Source organism: Bradyrhizobium sp. STM 3561, assembly GCF_045571455.1.
GTDB lineage: Bacteria > Pseudomonadota > Alphaproteobacteria > Rhizobiales > Xanthobacteraceae > Bradyrhizobium > Bradyrhizobium vignae.
The window spans coordinates 8040172-8062206 of record NZ_CP120695.1 but is presented as its reverse complement, the minus strand read 5'-3'; the positions used below and the strand labels follow the sequence as shown (position 1 = coordinate 8062206).

The 22035-nt window shown below is 58.0% G+C and carries 14 protein-coding genes; 6 read left to right on the top strand and 8 right to left on the bottom strand.

Features of this window, described 5'->3' with window-relative positions:
- Positions 1 to 154 precede the first annotated feature (154 nt).
- The 7 genes from P6U28_RS38160 to P6U28_RS38130 all read right to left on the bottom strand — a co-directional run bounded on the left by P6U28_RS38160 (position 155) and on the right by P6U28_RS38130 (position 9432).
- The gene (locus P6U28_RS38160; RefSeq protein ID WP_407120935.1) at positions 155 to 1636 is read right to left on the bottom strand and encodes a pentapeptide repeat-containing protein; all 1482 of its coding nucleotides are present in this window, start codon (positions 1634 to 1636) and stop codon (positions 155 to 157) included.
- 884 nt (positions 1637 to 2520) lie between these two features.
- Positions 2521 to 4245, bottom strand: coding sequence for a dipeptide ABC transporter ATP-binding protein (locus tag P6U28_RS38155; protein ID WP_407120933.1), 1725 nt, complete (start codon positions 4243 to 4245; stop codon positions 2521 to 2523).
- Entirely contained in the window at positions 4246 to 5109 is an 864-nt protein-coding gene (locus P6U28_RS38150; protein ID WP_407120931.1) for an ABC transporter permease, read from the bottom strand. It abuts the gene before it with no gap.
- A complete protein-coding gene (locus P6U28_RS38145) occupies positions 5106 to 6092 on the bottom strand; it encodes an ABC transporter permease (RefSeq protein WP_407120929.1) in 987 nt (328 codons plus the stop codon). Before P6U28_RS38145 ends, P6U28_RS38150 begins: the two co-directional genes overlap by 4 nt.
- On the bottom strand, positions 6067 to 7686 hold the full coding sequence (locus P6U28_RS38140) for an ABC transporter substrate-binding protein (protein ID WP_407120927.1): 1620 nt from the start codon (positions 7684 to 7686) through the stop codon (positions 6067 to 6069). Before P6U28_RS38140 ends, P6U28_RS38145 begins: the two co-directional genes overlap by 26 nt.
- 114 nt (positions 7687 to 7800) lie before the next feature.
- Positions 7801 to 9111 carry an NtaA/DmoA family FMN-dependent monooxygenase gene (locus tag P6U28_RS38135; RefSeq protein WP_407120925.1) on the bottom strand — a complete coding sequence of 437 codons (1311 nt, stop codon included), beginning with the start codon at positions 9109 to 9111 and terminating at the stop codon, positions 7801 to 7803.
- Between the two features lie 27 nt (positions 9112 to 9138).
- A complete protein-coding gene (locus P6U28_RS38130) occupies positions 9139 to 9432 on the bottom strand; it encodes a hypothetical protein (protein ID WP_407120923.1) in 294 nt (97 codons plus the stop codon).
- Positions 9433 to 10893: 1461 nt separating this feature from the next.
- On the opposite strand from P6U28_RS38130, the gene P6U28_RS38125 reads away from it, so the two are divergent.
- Complete coding sequence (locus tag P6U28_RS38125; protein ID WP_407120921.1) at positions 10894 to 11805, top strand: hypothetical protein; 912 nt, start codon at positions 10894 to 10896, stop codon at positions 11803 to 11805.
- A gap of 297 nt (positions 11806 to 12102) precedes the next feature.
- Entirely contained in the window at positions 12103 to 14358 is a 2256-nt protein-coding gene (locus tag P6U28_RS38120) for a hypothetical protein (RefSeq protein ID WP_407120919.1), read from the top strand.
- A gap of 628 nt (positions 14359 to 14986) precedes the next feature.
- Here P6U28_RS38120 and P6U28_RS38115 read toward each other — a convergent pair.
- Complete coding sequence (locus P6U28_RS38115) at positions 14987 to 15430, bottom strand: VirK family protein (protein ID WP_122405438.1); 444 nt, start codon at positions 15428 to 15430, stop codon at positions 14987 to 14989.
- A gap of 591 nt (positions 15431 to 16021) precedes the next feature.
- Between P6U28_RS38115 and P6U28_RS38110 the strand changes: the two genes are divergently transcribed.
- The 4 genes from P6U28_RS38110 to P6U28_RS38095 all read left to right on the top strand — a co-directional run bounded on the left by P6U28_RS38110 (position 16022) and on the right by P6U28_RS38095 (position 21854).
- Positions 16022 to 16987, top strand: coding sequence for a hypothetical protein (locus P6U28_RS38110; RefSeq protein ID WP_407120917.1), 966 nt, complete (start codon positions 16022 to 16024; stop codon positions 16985 to 16987).
- Positions 16988 to 19040: 2053 nt separating this feature from the next.
- Entirely contained in the window at positions 19041 to 19730 is a 690-nt protein-coding gene (locus P6U28_RS38105) for a response regulator transcription factor (protein ID WP_129143711.1), read from the top strand.
- 26 nt (positions 19731 to 19756) lie between these two features.
- Positions 19757 to 21211: a type II and III secretion system protein family protein gene (locus tag P6U28_RS38100; RefSeq protein ID WP_164936934.1), complete on the top strand. Its 1455-nt coding sequence runs from the start codon at positions 19757 to 19759 to the stop codon at positions 21209 to 21211.
- 10 nt (positions 21212 to 21221) lie between these two features.
- Positions 21222 to 21854: a CpaD family pilus assembly lipoprotein gene (locus P6U28_RS38095; RefSeq protein WP_407120914.1), complete on the top strand. Its 633-nt coding sequence runs from the start codon at positions 21222 to 21224 to the stop codon at positions 21852 to 21854.
- The last annotated feature ends 181 nt before the right edge of the window (positions 21855 to 22035 follow it).

Sequence of the window (22035 nt, the reverse complement as noted above, 5' to 3'; positions counted from 1 at the left end):
TCGCGCAGACAGTCTGCCCTGCCTATCGTATCGGCGGGCAATGGCCACGAGCCACATAGCGTTTTAGCGCCCGCTCACAGCTCGGACGGCCGCCCAGACCTGTCCTAAGCTCACCGACACTACATTCCCTTCTATTTTGTAGCGTTCGAAGCCGTCAGGTGGACCCTTCGCGACTCCGTCTGATCAACGATGAGAATTCAGTTAGATAGCTTGATGGCTCGCGTGGCTCATCCCCCTTCAGAGCGGCCTGTAGGCCCGGACATCGGTCTGCAAAGAATGGTGGCTCGAACGTGGTTATCTTAGCGCCCGAAAAGTCCACCTTTACGAAGCTGGCCTGGAACGGCGACATCCCACTCAGGTTCGCCTCGCGCAAGGACGATTGGTTCATGCGAACATACGCGGCCCGCGTTGCCTCCAGATTGGTTCTCGTCATTCCTGCCGCGAGATATGCCTGAACGAGATTCGATCCTTCGAGATTTGCCTCATCCAGTGCCATTGATCGTGGGGGATCACCGGTGATCATCGACCTGTAGAGATAAGCATTGGATAGGTCTGCGCGTTCGAGATCGCAGTCGCGCACAAAGGCACAGCGCCCCCGAAAGCCCGATAATTTGACGGCTCGCATTGTGCTCTCTGTTATCGAAATGCATTCGCCTGATGCCAGAGACAGGTCCGCTCCGTCGAGCTGGCAGGAATGAAAGGACGCACCGTTGAGCACGGCACCGACAAGATTTCCGCTGGACAAGCTTACGGACAAAAGCCGCGCCTGGCTCAAGTCTGCCTGCTCAAGCTCCGCATTTGGAAGATTTGACAAGTGAATGTCAGCAAATGGGGCGCTCATGCCTCTCGCTCTAATGCGGCCGCTTACCTTTGAGAGTCTCAGATACGGAAGATGAGCGCCTTCCAGGACAAGACCATCGACCGAGGTGGGACGTACAATCGATAAGCAGCTCCCCTTTGACTGGAGGAACGAGCAAGACGCCAGATGTGCTTTCGTGATCGTGAGTTGGCTCAGCTTGGCAAAGCGGAAGGAAGCGGAAGGAAGGAAACATTCATTGATGGTCGATCCCTGTAGCTCCGCGCCATCGAATACAGCATCACTCGCGTCGCATTGGTAAGCGAGAAGCCCGCTGAGCATGGCGTTATCAAAGCGCGCCCTTTTCATGCTGCAACCGTGAAACAGGCTGCCCGTTGCATCAATTACATTGCGTAGACTGGCATCATCGAAGTTGCAGACCTGCGCTGCAATCGCATGCATATACGCAAAATCGAACTTGGCGCCGCGGAAACTTGCCCTTTCTAGCCCCGGACAGATAAGGTTCGCCCCAGAAAGGTCTGCCCGATCCAACTTTGCTCCGTAGAGCTGCGCACGATTGAGCGTACAGCGTCGCAGCGGGAAATCTGACAAGTCATGACCGTTAAAGTTCTCGGAGGATAGCTGCAAGCCAATCCCGGTCCTTCTGATCGCCTCTTCGGTTCGCCTCCCGACGGCCGCCACCGCGCGCAGCCGATCGGCAGCTCGGCTCCAGTACCGAACAAAGTCGCCATCTGATGAAAGATTGTGTTTCGGATCTGACGAGTGCTCTGCCCCTTCATTCGCGGTGCACTCGCTATCAGGGTCGATCGTTTGCGACATGACGATTCCGTATTACCCGGATTACGGGGGGCCTGTTATCGACCTCTTTTGCTCCGCCTTGGCGGTACGCTATGCGACCTGTGGCCAACTCGTCGGCGAAATGGCGACACGATGCCTCGATGAAGCGCCTATTGTGTCGGTGACCTCCGCAGCCGGCGAGCTTGAGCACGGCAGCCGAATTCTAGTCATCCGCTCGCCAAGATTGTTCACTGAGCCCGCCAACGCTGACAACGCAACGGTCGTTCGACAATGCCGATATATCCGGTAGTTGCGGTTAGTCTCGGCGCTTGTAGGCAAATCCAAATCGCTCTCCATCAAGCCGAATGCAAAAAACTTCAAGGTCTTGCTTTTTTCAGAATGGACCCACGGCTTCCGGGCGGAAACGTGATCGTTCACAGACCTGACGTCAGCCGCTACTTGGCGTTACCTCATGTCCGATAGCAATGACCGTGCCAGCCGCATCAGTCGCCACTAAGAGCTGAATAGACGTCACCAAATCGATGTTGCCGCCGAATGTTTTGAACCTGACAAACACGCTCTCGTTGTCAGGGACCGCACCATGAGCGCAAGGCTATCGTGAAAGCGAAGATTGCGAGTTCATTCGCAGGAGCACAAGAGCCGCCCGTCCTTTTCCGGGCACGCAATCGATGAGTTGCAATCCGACATTTGCGGATTGCCGACCTCGCCGATAGCGAGTGTTCGAACGCGGATAGTCCTGCTCCGCGCGCCGACCAGTCCATGTAGCGGGAACCCGTGCCACAGACTGTCTTGATCGAGCGATGAACGAGCGCGCTATTGTGACCAACTCGGTGCACAAAGGCGAATGCCCTCGCGATCGGAGATAGACAATTATGATAAAGGATCGAATTCGAGGACATCGACGTTCATGCGATGCCTTCTTCGAGGATCGTACCTGGATGACCTATCTGATGTTCGCGCACAAGACGCGGCATGGCGGAGATAAGGCTCTTGGTATATTCAGACTGTGGATGGCGAAATATCTCTTCAGTGGCCCCACTATCGACGATTCTCCCCCGTCGCATAACTATGACGCGATCGCTGATGTGACGAACAACACTGAGATCATGCGAGATGAAGAGATAGCTTACGCCGACGTGGTCCTTCAGATAGCCGAGCAGGTCGAGGACCTGAGCCTGGATCGAGACGTCGAGCGCCGAAACCGGCTCATCGCAGACGATGACGGCAGGATTTGGTGCGATCGCGCGTGCGATCGCAACGCGCTGGCGCTGACCGCCCGAGAGCTCGAGCGGTCGTCGGTCCAGCAAGGCCTCGGATAGCCCGACCAGATCGAGCAACTCGATAACGCGATCCTGCCGCTTGCGCCGTGTCTCAACATCACTCGGAAGGCTATCGGATATGATGCGTCCGACCGTCCAACGTGGATCAAACGAGCCAAGAGGATCCTGGTAAATGACCGATAGCGACCGCCGCCGAGCTCGCCGTTCGCGCTCGGCGAGCGTGGTCCAAGGGCGGCCTGCAAACTGAACGGCTCCCTCGTCAGGCTCCTCGAGCGCCAGGACCATGCGCGCCATCGTTGACTTTCCCGATCCGGACTCACCTACGATGCCCAACGTCTCGCCGGATCGCAGTTCGAAGGAGACACCATCCACAGCCGCTCGTAAAGCGCCATCGGGGCCCTTGAAGCGCTTCACCAGACTTGTCGCTTCGAGCAGGATGGGAGGAGATTTCGGCGGCGATTGCGCAGCCGCCTGCGTGTGCCGGGCAGGCGAGGGCAGAATAGTCGATGGTGAGAGGCGCGAGCCGCGCGGCCGGCCCGATGGCACGGCGTCCAGCAGCTGCTGAGTATAGGGGTGCCTCGGATCTTTGAATATCTCGACGGCGCTACCGCGTTCGACGACCTCGCCTCCTCGCATGACGATGACCTCATCCGCCGCGCGGGAGACCACTGCCAGATCGTGACTGATCAGAATCAGAGCCTTGCCTCTCGCTTTGGTCTCCTCAAGGAGTGACAGCACATGAGCTTGCGCCGTCACATCGAGAGCAGTCGTCGGCTCGTCCGCGATCAGGACGCGGGGATCGAGCGCAAGTGCCGAAGCAATGAGAGCTCGTTGACGCTGGCCGCCTGATAATTGATGGGGCAGCTGCTCGGCCTTGGTCTCGGGATCAGGGACACCGACGAGCTTAAGGAGGGCAACGACGCGCTGCGCGAGCTCCTCGCGTGATGATACCGCACCGTGCAGGAGCAAGCATTCACCAATCTCTTTGCCGACCCGGCGAAGCGGGTCAAGCGAAACCAGTGCATCCTGTAATACAAAGCCAATCTCGTTGCCGCGGATGCGCCGCCAGGCACGATCGCTAAGACCCATCAGGTCCATCCCGCCTAAGCTTAGCTGGCGTGCATGAACATTGGCGTAGCGACCAGCGAGCCCTATGAGAGCCCGCGCAGTCACGCTCTTGCCCGAGCCGGATTCACCGACAATCGCAAGACACCGTCCCGGTTGGAGGGAGAACGATATATTCCGCACAACCGCTTTCTCGTGGATGCCGCGACCGAAGGAAACACGCAGCGAATCGACCGTGAGAAGGTCTGGCTGCTGCGGGACAGGCTGGGGGCGACCCTGCGACATTCACTTTCTTCCTTCCAGACGGTCCTGTAGATGGCGCCCGATGATGGTGAGGCTCAGGGCAAACGCCGTAACTGCCAGACCGGGTATGATCTCCAGCCACCAGGCGTAGATTACATAATTGCGCCCGGCATTGAGCAGCGCGCCCCATTCGGCCGCCGGGGGAGCGACGCCGAGTCCTAGGAAAGCAAGCCCAGAGGCCCATATAATCGCCTGACCTACGCCGATCGTCATCATTGCCGTCAGCGGGTTCATGGCGTTGGGAAGAATATGCCTCCGGACAATACGGGAAAATGGATGCCCCAGCACCTTAGCGGCCTCCACATACCCTATCCCCTTGATGGCAAGCATCTGGCCCCTGATCATGCGCGCATAGCCGGGCGCTGTGCCGATTCCGACGGCTATGACCTCAGTCAATACCGACGGCCCAAAAACAGACACGACTACAAGGGCGAGCAGGAGCGTGGGAATTGCGAAGAGCACGTCGACAATCCGGCTCAGGATGCTGTCGCATACGCCACCAAAAAGTGCGGCGGCCCCGCCGAAAACGATCGCAATGGACATGCTCAGCGCCGTCGCGCCTAATCCAATAGCCACGGATTGGCCTGCCCCCTCGACTACTCGAGAGTAAAGATCTCGACCCAATTGATCAGTTCCCAGCCAATGGGCGAACGACGGTGGCTGCAATGACGATCTCAAATCAATAGCGAGCGGATCGTGCGTCTGCAGCACCTTTGGCCCTATAGCCGCGAGGGCAAAAAGGCCAATGACGATAAGACAGGCGGCAACTCGGAACGGAACATGGCGGACGATTGCCAGGACTTCTTTGAGCAGCAGGGACACAGTGTCTTCGGCAAACATGCTCATGTCAAATTGATCCTCGGATCGACGACTCGGTAAGTCAGATCGACAATCAAACTGACAAGAACGAACAGGCCCGCAGAAATCAAAACAGCTCCCGAGACAATCGGAACGTCTCGCGAGGACGTTGCAGCAACAAGGACTCCACCTAGGCCTTGACGGGCAAAAACCACCTCGATCACAATCGCGCCCGAGAGAAGTTTGCCGAGCGCCCAACCTGATAAAGTAATGCCGGGCAATGCGGCGTGGCGGAGGACATGGCGAAGCCTGACGCCGAACTCACTCATACCTCGCGCCCGCGCCGATGTAACGAACGGCTGCTCGAGCACGCGTGTGAACTCGTTCTGAACGACTTGTCCAAAAAAGCCCGAGAGTTCAAGAGCCAACGCAACTGTCGGCAGAATGAGCCCGACCGGAGAGCTTCCACCGATGACTGGAAAAATGCGCAGCTTTACCGCAAAAACAACCAGCAGAATTGTGGCCAACCAATAAGGCGGCGCGGTTGCAAAAAAGACCTGCGTGTCATTGAGCAACTTCGCCCATATGTTGTCTCTGCCGGCGATGAACAAGGTCGTCAGAATTGCGATAATCCATGCGAACAGCAGCGCGGTGACCGCCAAACCAATGGTGGGGCCGATCTGTTCCGCGATGATCCCTGCGACAGGCCGATGCTGCTGGTACGACTCGCCAAGGTCTCCATGTAGGATTCCCGATATGTATTTTCCGTATTGAATCGCGAGGGGTTGATCAAATCCGTATTTCGCATTGATCGCTGCAAGTTCTGCAGAGGACGCCAGTCCGACGTTGCCGCTTGTCACATTGATGATGATCTGCGCGCGATCGCCAGGCAGAACACACTGAATTACGAACGCAAATGTTGCGGCAGCCCACACCACGACTAGGCCTGACAGTATCCGACGCCCGAACCAAACTATAGAATGATGGGCTGCTATCTTCATGGCATCATTTGTCGTCAAAATGAGCGTCATAGAAGACAGGTTCGCCAACTGACCCGCGGTCCAGCCAAACGTCTTTCAGGTTCGGCTTAGTCGCCAAAGTTACGTCCAGCACCGTGAGGCCAATCACAGGAGCGTCATCCACGATCTTCCGTTCCGCCTGCTGGTAGAGGGTGGTACGTTCAACCGCATTAGACTCCTGCTCCGCCTTTTGAATGAGGTCCCAAAGCGTCAGATCCTGGTAGCGTGAGGGATTGAAGCGATTGGACTCGCCATTTTGATCGGGCTTCCACGAGATTCGGAATATCTCGGCCCCGGGGGCAACCCAATAGAGGAGAACGACCTCATAATCATCAGGTCCGAGATTTTTGCCGGCGAAGAAATCAGCCGGATTGGTGGGTTGAAGACGAACGTCAAAACCGGCCTCCCGTGCCTGCTGCTGGATAACTTGCAAGGCTTGCTCACCATCCGGCTTTAGAAAAGCGTTCGAATAGGAAACGCGCACGATGAGCGGATTGCCGTGCTTGACACGAACTCCGTTCCGATTGCGCTCGGTCCAACCGGCCTGATCAAGCAGCTGATTGGCCTTCCGGACATCGTATCCATAGGAATGGCCGAGCTCAGGCAGGTATTCCGGCGAGCTCTGGCTTAGCGCCCCGTTGCCCTCGAACGGCAAAGAGCCAAGGAACGATGTGTCAACCGCGGCCCTTCGGTCAGTAGAATAGGCAAAGGCCTTGCGGACGAGCACGTCGTCAAATGGGGGCCGGGCCGTATACAACGCCAAGCGTAGGGGGGTGCCGCCGGTAAGGTGCCGCAATACGAAAAACCGGGAGTTGGCGTCCTTCCATGCAACAGCCGGGATATCGTATATGGCATCGGTCTCCCCCGTGATCAGCGAGCCGTAGCGGACCGTCTGATCTGGCAAAAACTTCCAGGTGATCCCATCAACGTAAGCTGGCCCTTGATGTTTTGCGGTGGCCGGGGCCGAATTGTAGTCGGGATTGCGGCGGAAGATGACTTCTCGTCCATGGCGCCACTTCTCAACAATGAATGGGCCGGAACCGACAGGGTTCTCGCAATTGACCGTAAGTCCACGTTTGAGTGCCGATGGCGAGAGAATGCCTTGCGAGGATTGGGCGAACACGTTCAGCAAGAGTTGGAACGGCACCCTTAGCTTTACCTGCAATCTCAGAGGAGCAATTGCAGTTGCCGACTCGAAGCTATCGCCAAGATAGGGAGCGGCAGTCGGATTGCGAAGATCGGGGTCGTTGCTGAGCCATCCGTTGATATTGTCTGCTATAGCCTGCGCATCGAGCGCAGTCCCGTCGGTAAACTTGACATTTGGCTTTATCTCGAATGTGTACACCTTCTTGTCGTCGGAGATCGTCCAAGACTCGGCAAGCCATGGCACAATGTTGCCGCCCTCGCTGCGCGCAACCAGATTATCGCTGTACTGACGTTGCAGATACCATTGCTGCACCCAGCCCCCGAACAGGCAAGAAGGCTCTTGAAAATGCCCGTAACGAATAACGCCTCCTCGCTTTATGCTACCGGCTGAGGCTTCTTGAGCCTGAATGCTTGACGGCAGTTGGGACAGGCCCAGGAGCACGAGAAGGGTCGCCTTCACGGTTCTTGCTGGATAGTTCGACTGTCCAGTGAAGCGCCTCGTTGACCGCGCATTCGACAAATGCATATCCAGTCTCCAAATCATCTGATGTTGAGGAAGCGTCATAATGGTGAGCTAGCTGTGGCTCGGGCCCGGCTGGAATGGAATGGAAAGTCCGAAATGCTCTCGCAGCGTCTGCCCGCGATATTCTTTGCGAAAGAGCCCGCGCTTCTGCAGAATGGGCACCACATTGTCGACAAACGCTGAAGTACCATCTTTCAGCACGTCCGGAATGATGTTGAAACCATCAACCGCGCCAGCGCGGAACCATGCCTCAATCGAATCCGCGATCTGCTCGGGTGCCCCCACGAGCAAGCGGTGGCCAAACGCTTGAACGCTGCTGATGATTTCGCGGACCGTCCGACCCTGACGCGCCAGAGTCTCAATCGTGCGATGGTGACCGACAGAAAACGGAACATCATCTGCAGTGGGCAAAATCTCCTCCGGGATCGGCCTTTCGAGGCTGAGCTTCTCGACCGCCACGCCCATGCTTCGTGCAAGAGCGGCGGCGGCGCGATCCAGATCGAGCAGCCCATCAAGGCTTTCTTTGCGACGCGCCGCTTCTTCCTCGGTGCCCCCGATACAGGTGACAAGGCCTGGCAGGATGAGCGGGGCCGCAGGGCGGCCGAAGTGCCGAGAAAGCGCGCGCAGGCGCTCTGCCTCCTGCTGAGCCGTTGACAAGTCCCCGGCTGCCGCAAACACGACATCTGCACTGCGGGCGCCAAGCCGTAGTCCGGGATCCGAACCGCCCGCCTGAACGATAACTGGGTGGCCTTGGGGCGAGGCGGGATGCGTAAGTGGTCCTCGGATGCCGAAACTATTGCTAGCGGGATCGAGCAGGCGGAACTGGCTCTGATCTGCGTAAACACCCGCAGCCTGATCGGCGATGACCATCTCGCCGCTCCAGCTCAGCCAGAGAGCACGGACCGTTTCAACGAAGTCCTCCGCACGTCTGTAGCGATCCGCTCGCCCGAGCTCTCGACCGCCAAAGTTCGCAACCGTCGCCGGACTCGACGTCGTGACCGCGTTCCACGCAACGCGCCCGCGGCTGATGACATCGAGCGATTGGAAGCGCCGAGCAAGATTGTATGGTTCGTTGTAGGTAGTCGAGGCCGTCGCAATCAGGCCAATTCGCTCCGTTTCACGTGCAATCACAGCGAGAACCAGCGTCGGTTCGAGCCCATTAAGCGGCGGCTGGTGCGTGATGTCGGAACTTATCGCGGGGGTATCGGCGAGGAATACAGCATCCAGCAGACCGTGCTCCGCAATCTTCGCAGCGCGGACGTAGTGCTCGATGTCGAAAAAGGCGCTTGGATTTGTGCCCGGCCAGCGCCACGCGGCGGAATGACCACCCGCACCATGAAGATTTAAGCCAAGATGAAGCATGGAGCTACCCGAAGACATCACAGCCCCTCATGCGGCGGCTTCTGAGCTGCTTGGCGGGCTTTGTGGACAAGTTGATCTCGTCAGCAGCCCTGCGCTTTCGCGCAAGCTCACTTTCATGCGCTCCGGGCAATCAATTTGAGCGATAGACAACAAACAGTCGGATGATGGGAGAAGAATGTCACCAAAGAAGCTTTTGCTAGGTGTTGCCATCTTCTCCGAGCAGGCGCGGACGAGAAGAGCTTCGACCACGCGGGTTGCCGATTGACGTGCACGTAGCAGCTTGTTTCCAGCGGCTGGTTGCTTCCACACGAGTACACTCACATCGCCTCTCCAGAATTCATCAGAAGCTCGCTCCCTTTTTAGGAAGAGGTTTTGGATGGCATTCGCGATCCAAATGTTTGGACTCCGGGCCGGGCTAGCAATGATCAGAGGATCTTTAGAGGTCCAGACCGTGCAAACGCAATAGTTGAGTATTTCAATCTACTATCGTCTCTTGGCATCCTCTTCTATTGCGATGTTTTACTTTCGATCGCTCAAATCCAAGCGCTCTCTGACCAGACTCACCGAACACGCTCTGCGTAATTGCGGCGACTGCAATTGGGAGCGCCGGCGCGATGCGAAAGAGATGACCCGATGCGCTCGAGAGCACACGGCAGTTTTGGCGCGACATGATTGGTCAACCGCTTGCTGCTGCGCCCGCAAAGTGACATCCGATCAATAAGGCGTCGCCAAGCCCACCATCTAATAATGCGATGAACCATTCTAGATTATAGATGCAGCGTTACGCGCAACGCTTCGAAGCTGCGCTGGATTCGAGGATGCTGGAGCGTCGTTAATTCTCTCGCGCCCGGCGCATGTCCTCGCGTACTCTACGGGTGTGATGACGCACCGCCAATTTGCCAAAAACGCCCGTCTTCACGGCCGCGCGAGCGCGCCGATATGTGCATCGGGACTCAGCTAGCTTGGACACAGGCGCCTTTGAGCATCAAGAAACGCGGCGCATCAACGTCGACGAAGTCACCCAGCAGGATATCGGACCGCGACACTTACCGGCACATGGGAGTGGGAGCCTCTTGGGCTGGATCGTTCGTGGTCTTGTCACGTCTGGTTGGCAATTCAACGTCTCGCGGCGGATGCCTGGATTGAAATAGCATCGAGCGGGTTGTGTTTTGCGACCAGCCTTCGCCGCGCCCGCGCGACTCCTCGCCCCAAACAGCAGTCCCAACAAAGCACAATGCGCCAGACCGGCGCAATCACCAGCCCGATGGCTGCGGCATCGACTACTCGGATCAGAGCTAGCTCCTGGACGAACCTTTCAACGACATCGACTCGCGCACAATGCAAGCTGGCCCAGATGAACTTATCACCCAGCGCAAGCTCAACGATTGCAGCGCTTTCGCGCACCGCTTCTCCCAGACCATGCACACCGCACTGCCGTGGAGCTGGATAGGGGCGAAGGGTCCGCCAAACTCAACTCTGCAATGAACAACAGGCCCTCCAGCACAGCGGCAAGGGCCCGAACTTTACTTCAACCTATGGGCCTGGTCAGCTATTCGACAGCTAAGCCCTTTAGCATAGCAACATCTCTCTCGGACTAGCAGGCCCACTTGATGGCTCAAGACCTGGAAGAGAAGGACCTGGATCCTGGCTCAGCCCGTTCCGTACGCCCTCAACATACCGTCCGCCGCAATTTTATCGAGAGTTGCGCCCGGCTCAGCCTCTGATCCTTATCGGACCAACTTTGCTCGATGACATTGACAAGGCAACCAGTGGGAGAAGGGAATGGACCCATTTGACAACGTCAACGCGTCCGCGGCTCGCATCAGTTACGTCGAGCCGCACCAGGAAGAGACTGCGCCGCAAGCAGACTTTGAGCTGCGGCTTGGAGAGCATCGGCCTGTCCTCCCAGCACCAGCTTCAGCCGGGGGTGGATCGTCCCGAACTGCAACGGAAGGCAATAGGAGAGCGGACCTTATCCCGAAGAGCGAACGGTGCACAGCCGCAAACTTTGTAAGAGCGCGCGCTCAACTCGCCGCAACGCTGACCTGCGCGAACATTGCGGAACTCAGAAGAGAAATCGAACTCGCTGCGCAGACATCAACGCCATGGTCAGGAGCGACTGGACCGTCGGCCGGCGGCGTGGATAGTAGCCGGGTTTACGACGACGTGGTGGCATCCTCATACGCGGAGCTGCAGCGCTTCCAAAACCACGCCAGCCATTGCAAGCCGCGCGGGTTGGCCAATCAAACCGCGATGGCCCATTTGCGTTCTATGGCGGCTGCGCGTTTCGACGCCGCCCCCTGGAATATCTGGGGAGGCCAACGACTTGATCTGGGTCGCGCAGCGGCAGAACACATGAGGGGCGACACCACTTCTTCGCCCTTTGTTTCATTGTCCGAGGAGGCCTCACAATTGCTCCTCTCGCCGGACGACGACAACGAGTATGGCGCCAAAGTGATCGCGGAAAATGCGAATGAGTTGCACACGTACACGGTGCCGAGGATCACCGCTTGGACGGCCGATGAGATCGTCAGTATTCTTGAGGACGGGACTGAGGATGATGAACCCGACCTGGCCTGGGTGAGCGATACCCCAACTGAGGAGCGCGAGGTATTGTTTCTGGGCGGGAATCTGGATGACTATCGGACCGCGAGCACATCGAATCCATACAGAAAGTCAGGCAAAGAAGATTGAGGGTGGAGGCTTAGCAAGATAACTCGGCTGTTTTCGATGCTCGGAAATCGAAAGCAGCCTTCTCCGTCTATAATGCTCCGGCCGAGCTGGCCGTCGGGGGAGTCTCCGCGTCCCCCCTGGAAAACCAGAGTTTTAGCCGAAGCCTGTACCGTCTTTACGTTCGCCGCACTTGTCGTCGGGCTCGAAAAGGCACTTGCCGACCAACATTCATTCTAACTTGTCGGCCGGCCAGGTCAGATTTTGGAAAGCTAACGTGAATAGCGAGAGAACGAGGAAACGAAGCCCGCGGACTGCAGCATGGATCGATACGACGCGATCAACCCAGCGTATAAAGATTCCGCTGCGTCAGATACCAGGGCCGAACAGCCCAAAGAACCGCAAGCGGTGTTCGAGCAACACTTGCGAGAGACGCGACAGCTTGGCCCGGTATATTCCCATAGCGGGCTTTATGACATCACCGAACAAGACGATCGCCTCATCCAAGCAGCATCTGGTGCTGCCCTTGAACGAGGCCCACCGCCAAAGGCGATTACCATTGAAATCTATGACCGTCGGCTTCGCAAATTGGCGGAGCTTCTGAAGCAGTCTGGTCACTCGATTGCTGAGCTCGATGACGATACGTTGCTTGAGCGCTCCAAGCAGCTCCTGCCAGAAGACAAGGTCATCGTCCCTGCACTGTCAATGGTGAGTAGGTACCGGGAGCCCAGCGATACCGCTCCGCCCCCCACAACTCATTATCGTCCGTCCAAGGAAGACGCCAACCTCATCAGAGAGGCGACTGATGCGGGCTTTGGTCGAGCAATGGACGCAAAAACCGCCGGAAATTACGCTAGCAGTCTTCGCAAGCTAGCGGCAGCATTGCGCCCCTTGTCGATCACCAAGCTCAGCCACAAAGCGCTGCTCGGCTATGCCGATGCTTTGTTTCCGAAGGACAAGAGACTGATCTATGCGTTGAACAGGCTGGATGACTATCGCCGCATCGCGGGGCGGGACAACTCGCCGGGCTACGGGGGCGATTCGCGCCAGTCAATGCAGCCGACCGCCGATTTACCCGTCCAGCTTTTCGAACGTGAACAGCCGTTAGCGAACGCGGAGAGCTCATTGCCGGCGGGCGGTTTCAGTGCTCTGCAGTTTTGGGAGGGAATGGGTTTAACTCCTCGTTCTCCAGCGCAGCTTGTCGCACAGGATATGCTTTTCGACGCTGTGCGCCAAAACGATGTGCCTCCACCTGTCAGCTTCGATGCGCCGGTACTTTGGCAGGAAATGCGTGCCGCCGCCCCCTTGCCCCTGCAGAGTTTCGAACAGGAAGCGCTATTCGATGCCGCCGATCGCGAGGGCCTGCCGCCAGTCAGTGCACCGGTGCTTTGGCCGAGCATGAGTTCGGTCGCCCACTCGCCCGTGCAAGATGTCGCCCGCGATCAGCTCCTAGGTGCTGCTAATCGCGAGGCCTTGCCGACGACATCCAACGATGCACCGGTCTGTTGGCCAACCGCCGGCTCGGTCCCCCCTCCGCACGTGCAAAGTGTCGTCCAGCAAGAGCTCTTCGATGCTGCGGATCGAGACCAGTTTGCGCCTGCTTTCGATCTGGAGGTATCGAAGTTATGGCCGGCAATGGAGGCGACAGCCGATAGCGCCGGCGGAGCGGATCCTTTCGATGCCGTGATTTGGCAGTCCAGCTCACGACCGCAGGGTCCCGCCTCTGAGAAAGACTTTTCACGAATGATGGATCAAGATGGGGAGACCGCCGGCGAGAGCTTTGACGCCTCCTTGGCCGTTACCGAAGGTTTTTCCCACGGCACCCAGCCTGCACCCGACATGCTGCGTTCCAAGCTCAGCCGGTGGGGTCAGATGCCGGATGCAGCACAGCGGGTAAAGACCTACGACATTCACGGTGAACGCTATTCGGGTGTGTTCGGACCGCGTGGGTATGGCGATCTTCAGCTCGTCCATCTGCGCTCTCCCGCTGTTGGCGATACATTTGACGTTTCGTTCGCAGCGCCCAACGATTTTTTCCATCGCACCCAGCCGGCTCCGGACATGATGCTTTCAGAGCTGGGCAAGTGGGACTTCTTGCCTAACGCGGAATATCCGCTCATGAACTATGAGATTGGCGGAGAACGCTATACAGCCGTGCTGGGGCCGAGAGGATCCAATGACGTTCAACTCATCCATCACCCAAGGTTCGCTTCGAGGAGTGACGCTGCGCTCGTGTCGCCGGCGGCTCCCCCGCAAACCTACGGTCTCTCATCTGGGTTTGATCTTCCCTCTTGGTTAGAATTACAGGCGGCGAACCTTCAACTGCCGTCCGCCGCGCCCGTCCCGGGCCATCACTCGTTCCCACACGTGCCTGAACTCGGAGAATTTTTCGGCAACGATTGGAGGCACGGCCCGCGAGAAGCTTCGCCTCGCGTGATTGACATGCTCCAAAACCTTGGCCTTCTGCCGAGCCAGGACGTCCCCATGACCTGCTTTTTGATCCATGGTGAGCCCTACACGGCTGAAAGCCTACCCGGTGGCCGCGTTCTTCTCTTCCATCGGCCGCAATTTGGCTGAACAATATGCGGTCGACACCGCGGGCAGCCGCTCAAGCTCGCGAATCCACGTTGGATCGCTTATTTTGGTAAATCAGGAGCGCCTCAACGAATGATTCGGGCGGGAGCAAACCTGTACCGCCCGTTCACAGCGATGATCTTAGGCGGGATCGTTCAATCACTTTACGGCTGCATTGGGCAGCACGGAAGTTTCAAGTGAAAGCCTTCCAAAAGACGCGGGGTGAAAGATACGAGCGCATCCAGGGGCAGCCGCGGGTCGCGCGAAATCATGGCGAGTCCGCCGCTTGATCGGGTTGTAAATACACTCCTCAACAGCCGCGGAGGGCGTGGGGACGTACCTCGCCCAGCTCATCTAGAGCGTTCAACTGAGAAGCCTTGGCTCCAACCCAGATGATGACAAGCCGGACCGCCGATGCTCCAATCGCTGAGATCGACGGGAGATCGACGGCGCTCATGACTTACCTTGGTCGAACAGCAGCAAGTTGCCGCAACCCGCTCCTTCGCAGACGAAAAGACGGCCAGAAAACCTCCGCGTTCCTGAGATCGAAAGGATCCGAGTCATAGTGCGACGGTCTCTACAGAATTAAAGAAGCAACTCTTCGGATCGCCCCTCTTCTCTGTGCTCTTCGTTACCAGATGAACTTTGCGCCATCCGGGACTTCGCAGATGAATTCGCCTTGATTCACAAGTTCGGTGGTTCCGACAACAAGCTTCGAGGCTCGCACCGTCAGCTTGCCTTCGCGGCTAAGACTATGGCGGATGTACTCGGTCACGGCATGCCCAGAGCTGTCGACGGTTTGATGAGCATTGGCGAAGCTGATTCCGTTCTGGGCCGTCACCCTGAATGCGTTGATAACCAGACCGGCCTGCGTCGCCGATGCCGGCTTGCCACCCTCCGCGGGGTTACAGCGGCTCATGTCCAGTATGAGCTTCACATTCTTTCCCGTCTGCAGCGCATTGAGCACCTCGGTGTATTTCGGTGAGGGCTCATCGGCTCTCGCCAAAGTGCCAGCGCTCGCGACCGAAAGCAAGGACGACAACAGGATCGTCAGTCCTTTGCCGGTAATCTTCATATGCTCTTCTCCCTCGGTAAGTACCACAGCTTACGTTTTTCAAGATGTCGTGCTGGCGACTTGTTTGGTTTTCATTCAGCAAGCGCGCCCGCACCTGTACAAAAGCAGCCTGCCGCAATCAGGCGCAAGTGGTTGTGACGGCTATTCCGACGTCACAACCTCGTAGGTCAGGTTTTCTAGGGGCTTCGGCTCGCGGGCGTCGACTAGAACGATTCGTTTGATGGTCGGCCGTTTGGAACACAAAACGGCGAGCGGTCGCGCTCGCCAACTGCAGGCCCTTTAAGCGAGAAAATGCAGCCGTCACATCTGCACAAGCAGACGACCTACGAAAGAATAACTCGATCAGGCGCATCCGCTTGCTTGTCCTTCTTAGTCTCAAGGACCGTCTACTCAAGGCGAGGCGTCCGCAATGAGGTGGTGGAGCGAACGCTTCGCGGCGGTCGATGCCCCCGATCTGAACCTAATCGAATCAGCAGTGCCAGAAGCCACAAGGCAGCGCTTAAGCTAAATGGCGTTTATGGTCCGTCAGCTTCCGGAAAGCTGGAGCTGCAACAATCCGCGCCGACAGGCGGCACTTCGAAGGAGAGTGAGATGAATGTCGATCCACGGAATGCCCCAGACAATTCCTTTGAGGTTCACCAGCCGCACCACGTCGGTGGGCAGCAGGACGGGCTTAGCGCCTACACCAGCGCACCGACAAGTTCAGACGCTCAAGCAAGCTTTGAGCGGCAGCTGAATGACTTGGCTCCAGACAACTTGAATTCGCGCTATCCAACCTCGGAGTCGGTCTCCTTAGCGGCAGATCCTGCGAGCGCCACGCCCTCATCTGCGCCAAACGAGGCGGCCTCGGAACCCAGTCGCTATCCAGCCGCATCATTCGTCAGTGCGCGCGCTCAGCTTGCCGCAACACTGACAGGTGCCACTCTTGAAGCACTTCGGCACGAGATCGCACTTGCCAAGCAGCAAGCAGCACGTTGGTCGTCGGCGATCGATGGTGACATTGATCGAGACCGCGTATTCGACGACGTAGCGGGGTCGTCATATGTCACGCTGCGGCGTTTTCAAAATCAGGACAATCATTGCAAGCCGCGCACGGAAGAAAACACGAGCGCAATATCGCATGTCCGCAACACAGCTCGGGATCATTCTTCCGTTGGAGATCCTCTGGAGCGGTATCCTATGGACCGAGCGCGCCAAGCTGGCTGGCATATGCGCGGCAAGACAACAGCATCACCCTTCGTATCGTTGGTCGAGGATCCGACAAAACTCGTCGTCTCTCGCGATCCTTGGGCGAGAGCGATCGCCAACAATGCGGACGCGCTGCACACCTACACCGTACCGAAGTCCACTATCTGGACGCCGGACGACGTGCTGAGGAGCATTGCGCTTGGAATGAATGCCGAAGATCAGGACACCATCGATGGGGACGTCGATTTAATGTGCTCACTGGGTAGAACGCCAACTCGAGAAACCGAACGCCTGTTCCTGGGCGGCAATTTGGAAGGCTACCGGACCGCTAGCGAGGCAAATCCCTACAAGCGCGAGGGTAATGAGTAGATGGTCTGTCGACTGCGCCGTTTGGCGGGTTCGTAGGCGTCAAGCACCAAAACACAGCCCAAGGAGGAACTAGAAAACGGCACACCAGCTCCGCCTCACGCATAACAGCTTGAGCATAATGGCGGCGTGACCGATGGCACGATCAACTCGCCGATCGACCGGTACAGCGGCTGAGGGCTGCGACGAAGAACGCGCCTCCGACGGTCGGGAGGACGCCGGATCATCCTCTCTCCCCAGCCCTCTCGTTGGAGCATCCTTGCATCTTGGATGTGTTGTGACACCGCCCGGCATCAATTTGTTAGCCTCCCCTCGCGGCTGACGGGCGGCTTTGATGAGGTAAGCCGCTGAACGCTCCCCGCCTTAGCTAGATCGGCCTGACATTAACCGCGCGGTCAACCAACAGGTGTTTCGGCCGTGATCGTATCAGTTATTCACTCGTCCGCAGCAAGCGGCGCTGTTGCAGTACGGCCGATCCGCCCCCTGGATGCGTTCCATCAAAACAATCGATTTTGCCGAGCACACCTAAACGCCCCATAGTCGATCGCAATGTATGGAGGCCGCATTCAAGATGACGTCTGGCAATCGATTCTCTCCTCAGTCCCTTGCCGCACAACTTTGCTCGCACGACGCTCCTGTCGTCGGGTGGACGCATCCCGCGCCTCGCCATGATCTTCCCACTAAATTGCCACGTATGAGGCGGATCGGATCGCCCGATCCTGGCGTCATGGTTTGCGCAAAGCCTGATAACAACGACTGGCTCTTCGCGCAGGTCAAAGGGGTTTCTGGCGCTACTCTCAATTGGATGGACAAATGCTCACGACGTAGGAAAGAGCGAGACCGACCGTCACGCGCAGGTCGACGGCATGGCCGAACTGTGTCGCCGTTTGCCTCGCAACGATTCCGAATTTGAGGGCACGCTACAAGGAGCCTTTAAGGGCACTTGAATCTTACCCAGCGTCAGATTGTAGGATTTCCGACAGTCTCGCGACAGAATCCGCTCGCGTGAATTCTTCCTGACAGGTAGCAACACTTGCGAACGTCTCAACACCTCAATGCTCGGCCGATCCGCCTCGTCACAGTGCTCGACTGCTCCCCTTCAAAGCTTGCGTCGTTCATCTGCTCTGTGAGCGCAGGATGCCGCACCCTCCTCGCAGCCAGACCAGGATCCAGCGCGCGAGAACAACGCGGACAATCGCTCTTTCGCCTATGCCGACCACAGGCCGAGTCCAAGCTCGAGATTAGATCATTCTTTCGCCGTTCACCCCGTCTGACGAAACGGAGCCGGCGTAACCACCTCAGACAATGCATGATGGCAACGCCGGACTCAATTTGTCCTCCGTTGGCAGCATTTGCTCGACTGCGGCGGATAACGTCTCCGGAGCGACCGAACTTCGGGGCAGTTGACATCTTGCTTGGCTATCATCGGCTAGCGAGAGGATGTGTATCCCGCCGATGGGGCGCGTGTTGATCCTCTCGTCGCGCATCTCGGCCTTTTCCAGCCCATTGGCGGATGCTTAGCGGGTGAAGTGTCCTCAAACGCGGAACACTTGCGTTGTCGTGACGTGACGACACTACGGGCTCAACAGCCTTGCAGGACTGACCGCGGATCAAGACGAATCAGGGAGTTTCCATGTCGGTTTCGCAAGTCTGTTCGGCGCCAAATACAGCCGCTCTCGCCTGCGCTTTCGTTTCGCTCGGGCGGTTTGACGCTATCGCTACTGCAGGCGCTCGCGTAGCGCATGCAGGAACCGCTATGCTCGGCCTACAGATGCATCAGCGCGCGGCCAGGACTCTCAGCCTCGTCAGAGATTGCAGAGCTCTTGCCGGCGTAAGGGAAATTGTGAGCCGCGCCGCCCGCGCAAGCTATCCGCCGCAGGCCTCCACCTATCCCATGACGATGGACGCGCAGACATGGGTCGCCTGCCAACAAGCCCTTGCGTGTCGTTTACGGCTTTTCGATTTCACGCCAAAGCGGCAGCCTCAGGGTTCCGCCGACTCTCATGGTCAAGCGTGACACGCTCAAGTCCTGGCGAGGATGGACGAGAGGCGATGAATGCGAATTCTCCTGGTTGATGATCATGCGGACTTTGGCCGCGCCGTGAAGGAAACGCTCTTAAATTGTGGGTTCGTCGTCGACGTGACGCGCACGCTGGATGAAGCGTCGGCCGCGCTCGATTGCGCGAACTACCACATGGTCTTGCTCGAATCGGTTTTGCCCGATGGAGACGGATTGGACTGGCTGAAGCAGTTGCGGCGCGAGGGACGATCAATGCCGGCTATGATGATGAGCAGTCTCAATGATCTCAGCCGGCGGATTGCAATTTTCAATGCGGGCGCAGATGATTTTCTGCCAAAGCCAGTGTCTATCGACGAACTCATTGCTCGCATGCGAGCTATTTTGCGACGATCAACGCAGATGACGGCGCCGGTGGTGACATTCGGGAATCTGCATTTCGATCCGATCGCGAGACAGGTCTCCGTCGGTGGGCGAGTACTGAGAATTGCGCGCCGCGAAGTGTGCATTCTCGAACATTTGCTCAACCGCGCGGGCCGTACCGTGCCCCGCACAGCGCTCGAAGAAAGCTTGTATGCATTTGACGACGAGGTCTCGACCAATGCGCTGGAGGTCGGGATTTACCGCTTACGAGCGCATTTGAACCAGGCCGGGGCAACGCTCAGGATCAAGACCGCGCGCGGTGTCGGCTACACCCTTGAACTCATCGGCGCAGCATCGGCTGCCTAGCAGTCTCACTTGAAGGCAACAATCCCTTGAACGTCGTTAACAATGACGCCGCCGCCGATGAGCCGTCGGTGGTCGCCAGCAGCTCGCACTCTGCCGCTTTTCCCCGCCTCTGCTACGCCCTGTGCGCAGTCGCTCTGCTACTTCCGCTTGCTGCCGCAGCTCAGGCAAAGCGAGAGGGCAAAGGAGAACCGCCACGTGCTGCGCCTGGCAGCACCACCGGCACGCTCAACCTTACCTCCTCACAGGGAAAGACAGTTCATCTGACCGGACCGGCTGCGAGCATTTTTATTGCCGACCCGGCCATTGCGGATTATCAGGCGCCTTCGAACACCACGATTTTCGTCTTTGGCAAAAAGTCGGGACGGACTAGCCTGTTCGCGCTAAACGACAATGGAGAGGCTCTCGCCGAGCTGCGTGTTGTCGTCACCCAACCGATCGAGGATCTGCGGGCCGCGCTGAAGGCCGAGGTCGGCGACTATCCGATTCAGGTCAGCTATACCCCGCGCGGTGCGATCCTTAGCGGTACGGCGCCTAATGCCGAGGTCGTCGAGACCGCTAGGAAGGTCACTGAGCAGTTTCTTGGGGCTGGCGCGCTGGTAGTCAACAAGATCCAGGTCGCCGGCTCATTACAGGTGAATCTCAGCGTCCGGGTGGCAGAGGTCTCCCGCAGCGCGGTCAAGGATCTCAACATCAACTTCACCGCCTCGAGCCCAAACGGCGCTTTCCTTGTCACCGGCAAAGGGGGAGGGTCCGGCGCAGCCGGCGGCGGCGGCACGATCGGGATTGGGTTTAGCGCCGGCAACACCAACTTGAGCGCTGTTCTGGACGCTCTCGCAAGCGAGCACCTAGCCTCAATCCTGGCTGAGCCGAATCTGACGGCGATGTCCGGCGAAGCGGCAAGCTTCCTCGCCGGCGGCGAATTCCCCATTCCGGTGATGCAGGATAACCGGCAGGTTTCGGTCCAATTTCGCCAGTTCGGCGTGAGCCTCGAGTTCGTTCCGACGGTTCTCAACAATAATCAGATCAACGTCCGGGTGAAGCCCGAAGTCAGCGAACTGTCGAGCGAAGGCGAAGTCAAAATCAATGGCATGGCGGTCCCTGCCCTCTCGACTCGGCGGGCGAGCACCGTGGTCGAGCTCGCCAGCGGTCAGAGCTTTGCAATCGGCGGCCTCATCAGGCGCAACTTCAACACTGACATCGGCGAGTTTCCCTGGCTTGGTGATGTGCCCATCCTGGGCGCACTTTTTCGCTCCTCATCGTTTCAAAAACGTGAAACCGAACTGGTCATTATTGTCACGCCCTACATCGTGCGGCCCGCATCGAATCCGAACAAGATGAGTGCGCCAAGCGACCGCATCTCGCCGCCCTCAGACGCGGGGCGGATTTTGACGAACACGGTGGCCCGGCCGCCACGAGAGCGCGATGCGCCTCGCGCCAGCGCGCCAGGACTGACCGGCAACGCCGGCTTTATTGTCGAATGAGGATCGTCAAATGACATTGCGACATCTGTGCTACCCGATCTTTATTGCGGCAATAATGGGTGGCTGCGCAAATCCGGCCTCGATCCAGCCCGCGCCGGCTGACCAAGAGATCCAGGTCGAGCAGAAGAGTAGCGTGCTGTTCCTGCAGAGCCTTCGTGGCCCCGAACGGCATCGGCTGCGAAGCTTTATTGCAGCGACCAGTCGCGGCCGGCGGGATGCCCTCCATGTGAGGGTCATCGGCTCACCCAGACTCATCGCACAGGTCGCCGACGAGGCTCGCGCCATGGGTGTTGCCAATTACAACATCCTCCTGTCCGCTTCTCGTGTGGATCTGCCGGCTCGTTCCGGGGTGAGGATCGAAGCGATCACTTTCGAAGCTCATCCTCCGGTCTGCCCCTCGCTCTCCATCGTCGGTCCTACGGTGAACGAGAATTCGTTCAACCCGACCCTTGGCTGCTCAGTCCGGAATAACCTCGCGGTCACGATCAATGATCCTGGCGACCTGTTAGGCAATCACGCTGTCATGCCGACCAGTGGTGATCGTGCAGTGCTTCCCATCACCGCACGTGGGGCAACGACGGTGGGCAACAGGAGCAATTTGGAGGATGACACCCATACCAGGGTTGCGCCAGAAACCCAATAAGCTGCTCGTAGAACCCGAACAGCATGAACGTCGGTTGGCATTCTGTTTGGAATCGGCCGACGAGCCTCCTGGACTCCAGCCTTTGCTCGGTCTTTTTTTGGGGATCGTGCAGCTCGCAGATCAGGTTCTGGGACAGTTCGGTCATTGCCCAGTGGTTTGAGCGCATCGATGTTTGCGCGAC

Coding starts and splice junctions, on each gene's coding strand:
- P6U28_RS38125 (WP_407120921.1), top strand. CDS start 10,894: ATGGACCCATTTGACAACGTCAACGCGTCCGCGGCTCGCATCAGTTAC.
- P6U28_RS38155 (WP_407120933.1), bottom strand. CDS start 4,245: ATGTCGCAGGGTCGCCCCCAGCCTGTCCCGCAGCAGCCAGACCTTCTC.
- P6U28_RS38105 (WP_129143711.1), top strand. CDS start 19,041: ATGCGAATTCTCCTGGTTGATGATCATGCGGACTTTGGCCGCGCCGTG.
- P6U28_RS38095 (WP_407120914.1), top strand. CDS start 21,222: ATGACATTGCGACATCTGTGCTACCCGATCTTTATTGCGGCAATAATG.
- P6U28_RS38160 (WP_407120935.1), bottom strand. CDS start 1,636: ATGTCGCAAACGATCGACCCTGATAGCGAGTGCACCGCGAATGAAGGG.
- P6U28_RS38150 (WP_407120931.1), bottom strand. CDS start 5,109: ATGAGCATGTTTGCCGAAGACACTGTGTCCCTGCTGCTCAAAGAAGTC.
- P6U28_RS38120 (WP_407120919.1), top strand. CDS start 12,103: ATGGATCGATACGACGCGATCAACCCAGCGTATAAAGATTCCGCTGCG.
- P6U28_RS38115 (WP_122405438.1), bottom strand. CDS start 15,430: ATGAAGATTACCGGCAAAGGACTGACGATCCTGTTGTCGTCCTTGCTT.
- P6U28_RS38110 (WP_407120917.1), top strand. CDS start 16,022: ATGAATGTCGATCCACGGAATGCCCCAGACAATTCCTTTGAGGTTCAC.
- P6U28_RS38145 (WP_407120929.1), bottom strand. CDS start 6,092: ATGACGCTCATTTTGACGACAAATGATGCCATGAAGATAGCAGCCCAT.
- P6U28_RS38135 (WP_407120925.1), bottom strand. CDS start 9,111: ATGCTTCATCTTGGCTTAAATCTTCATGGTGCGGGTGGTCATTCCGCC.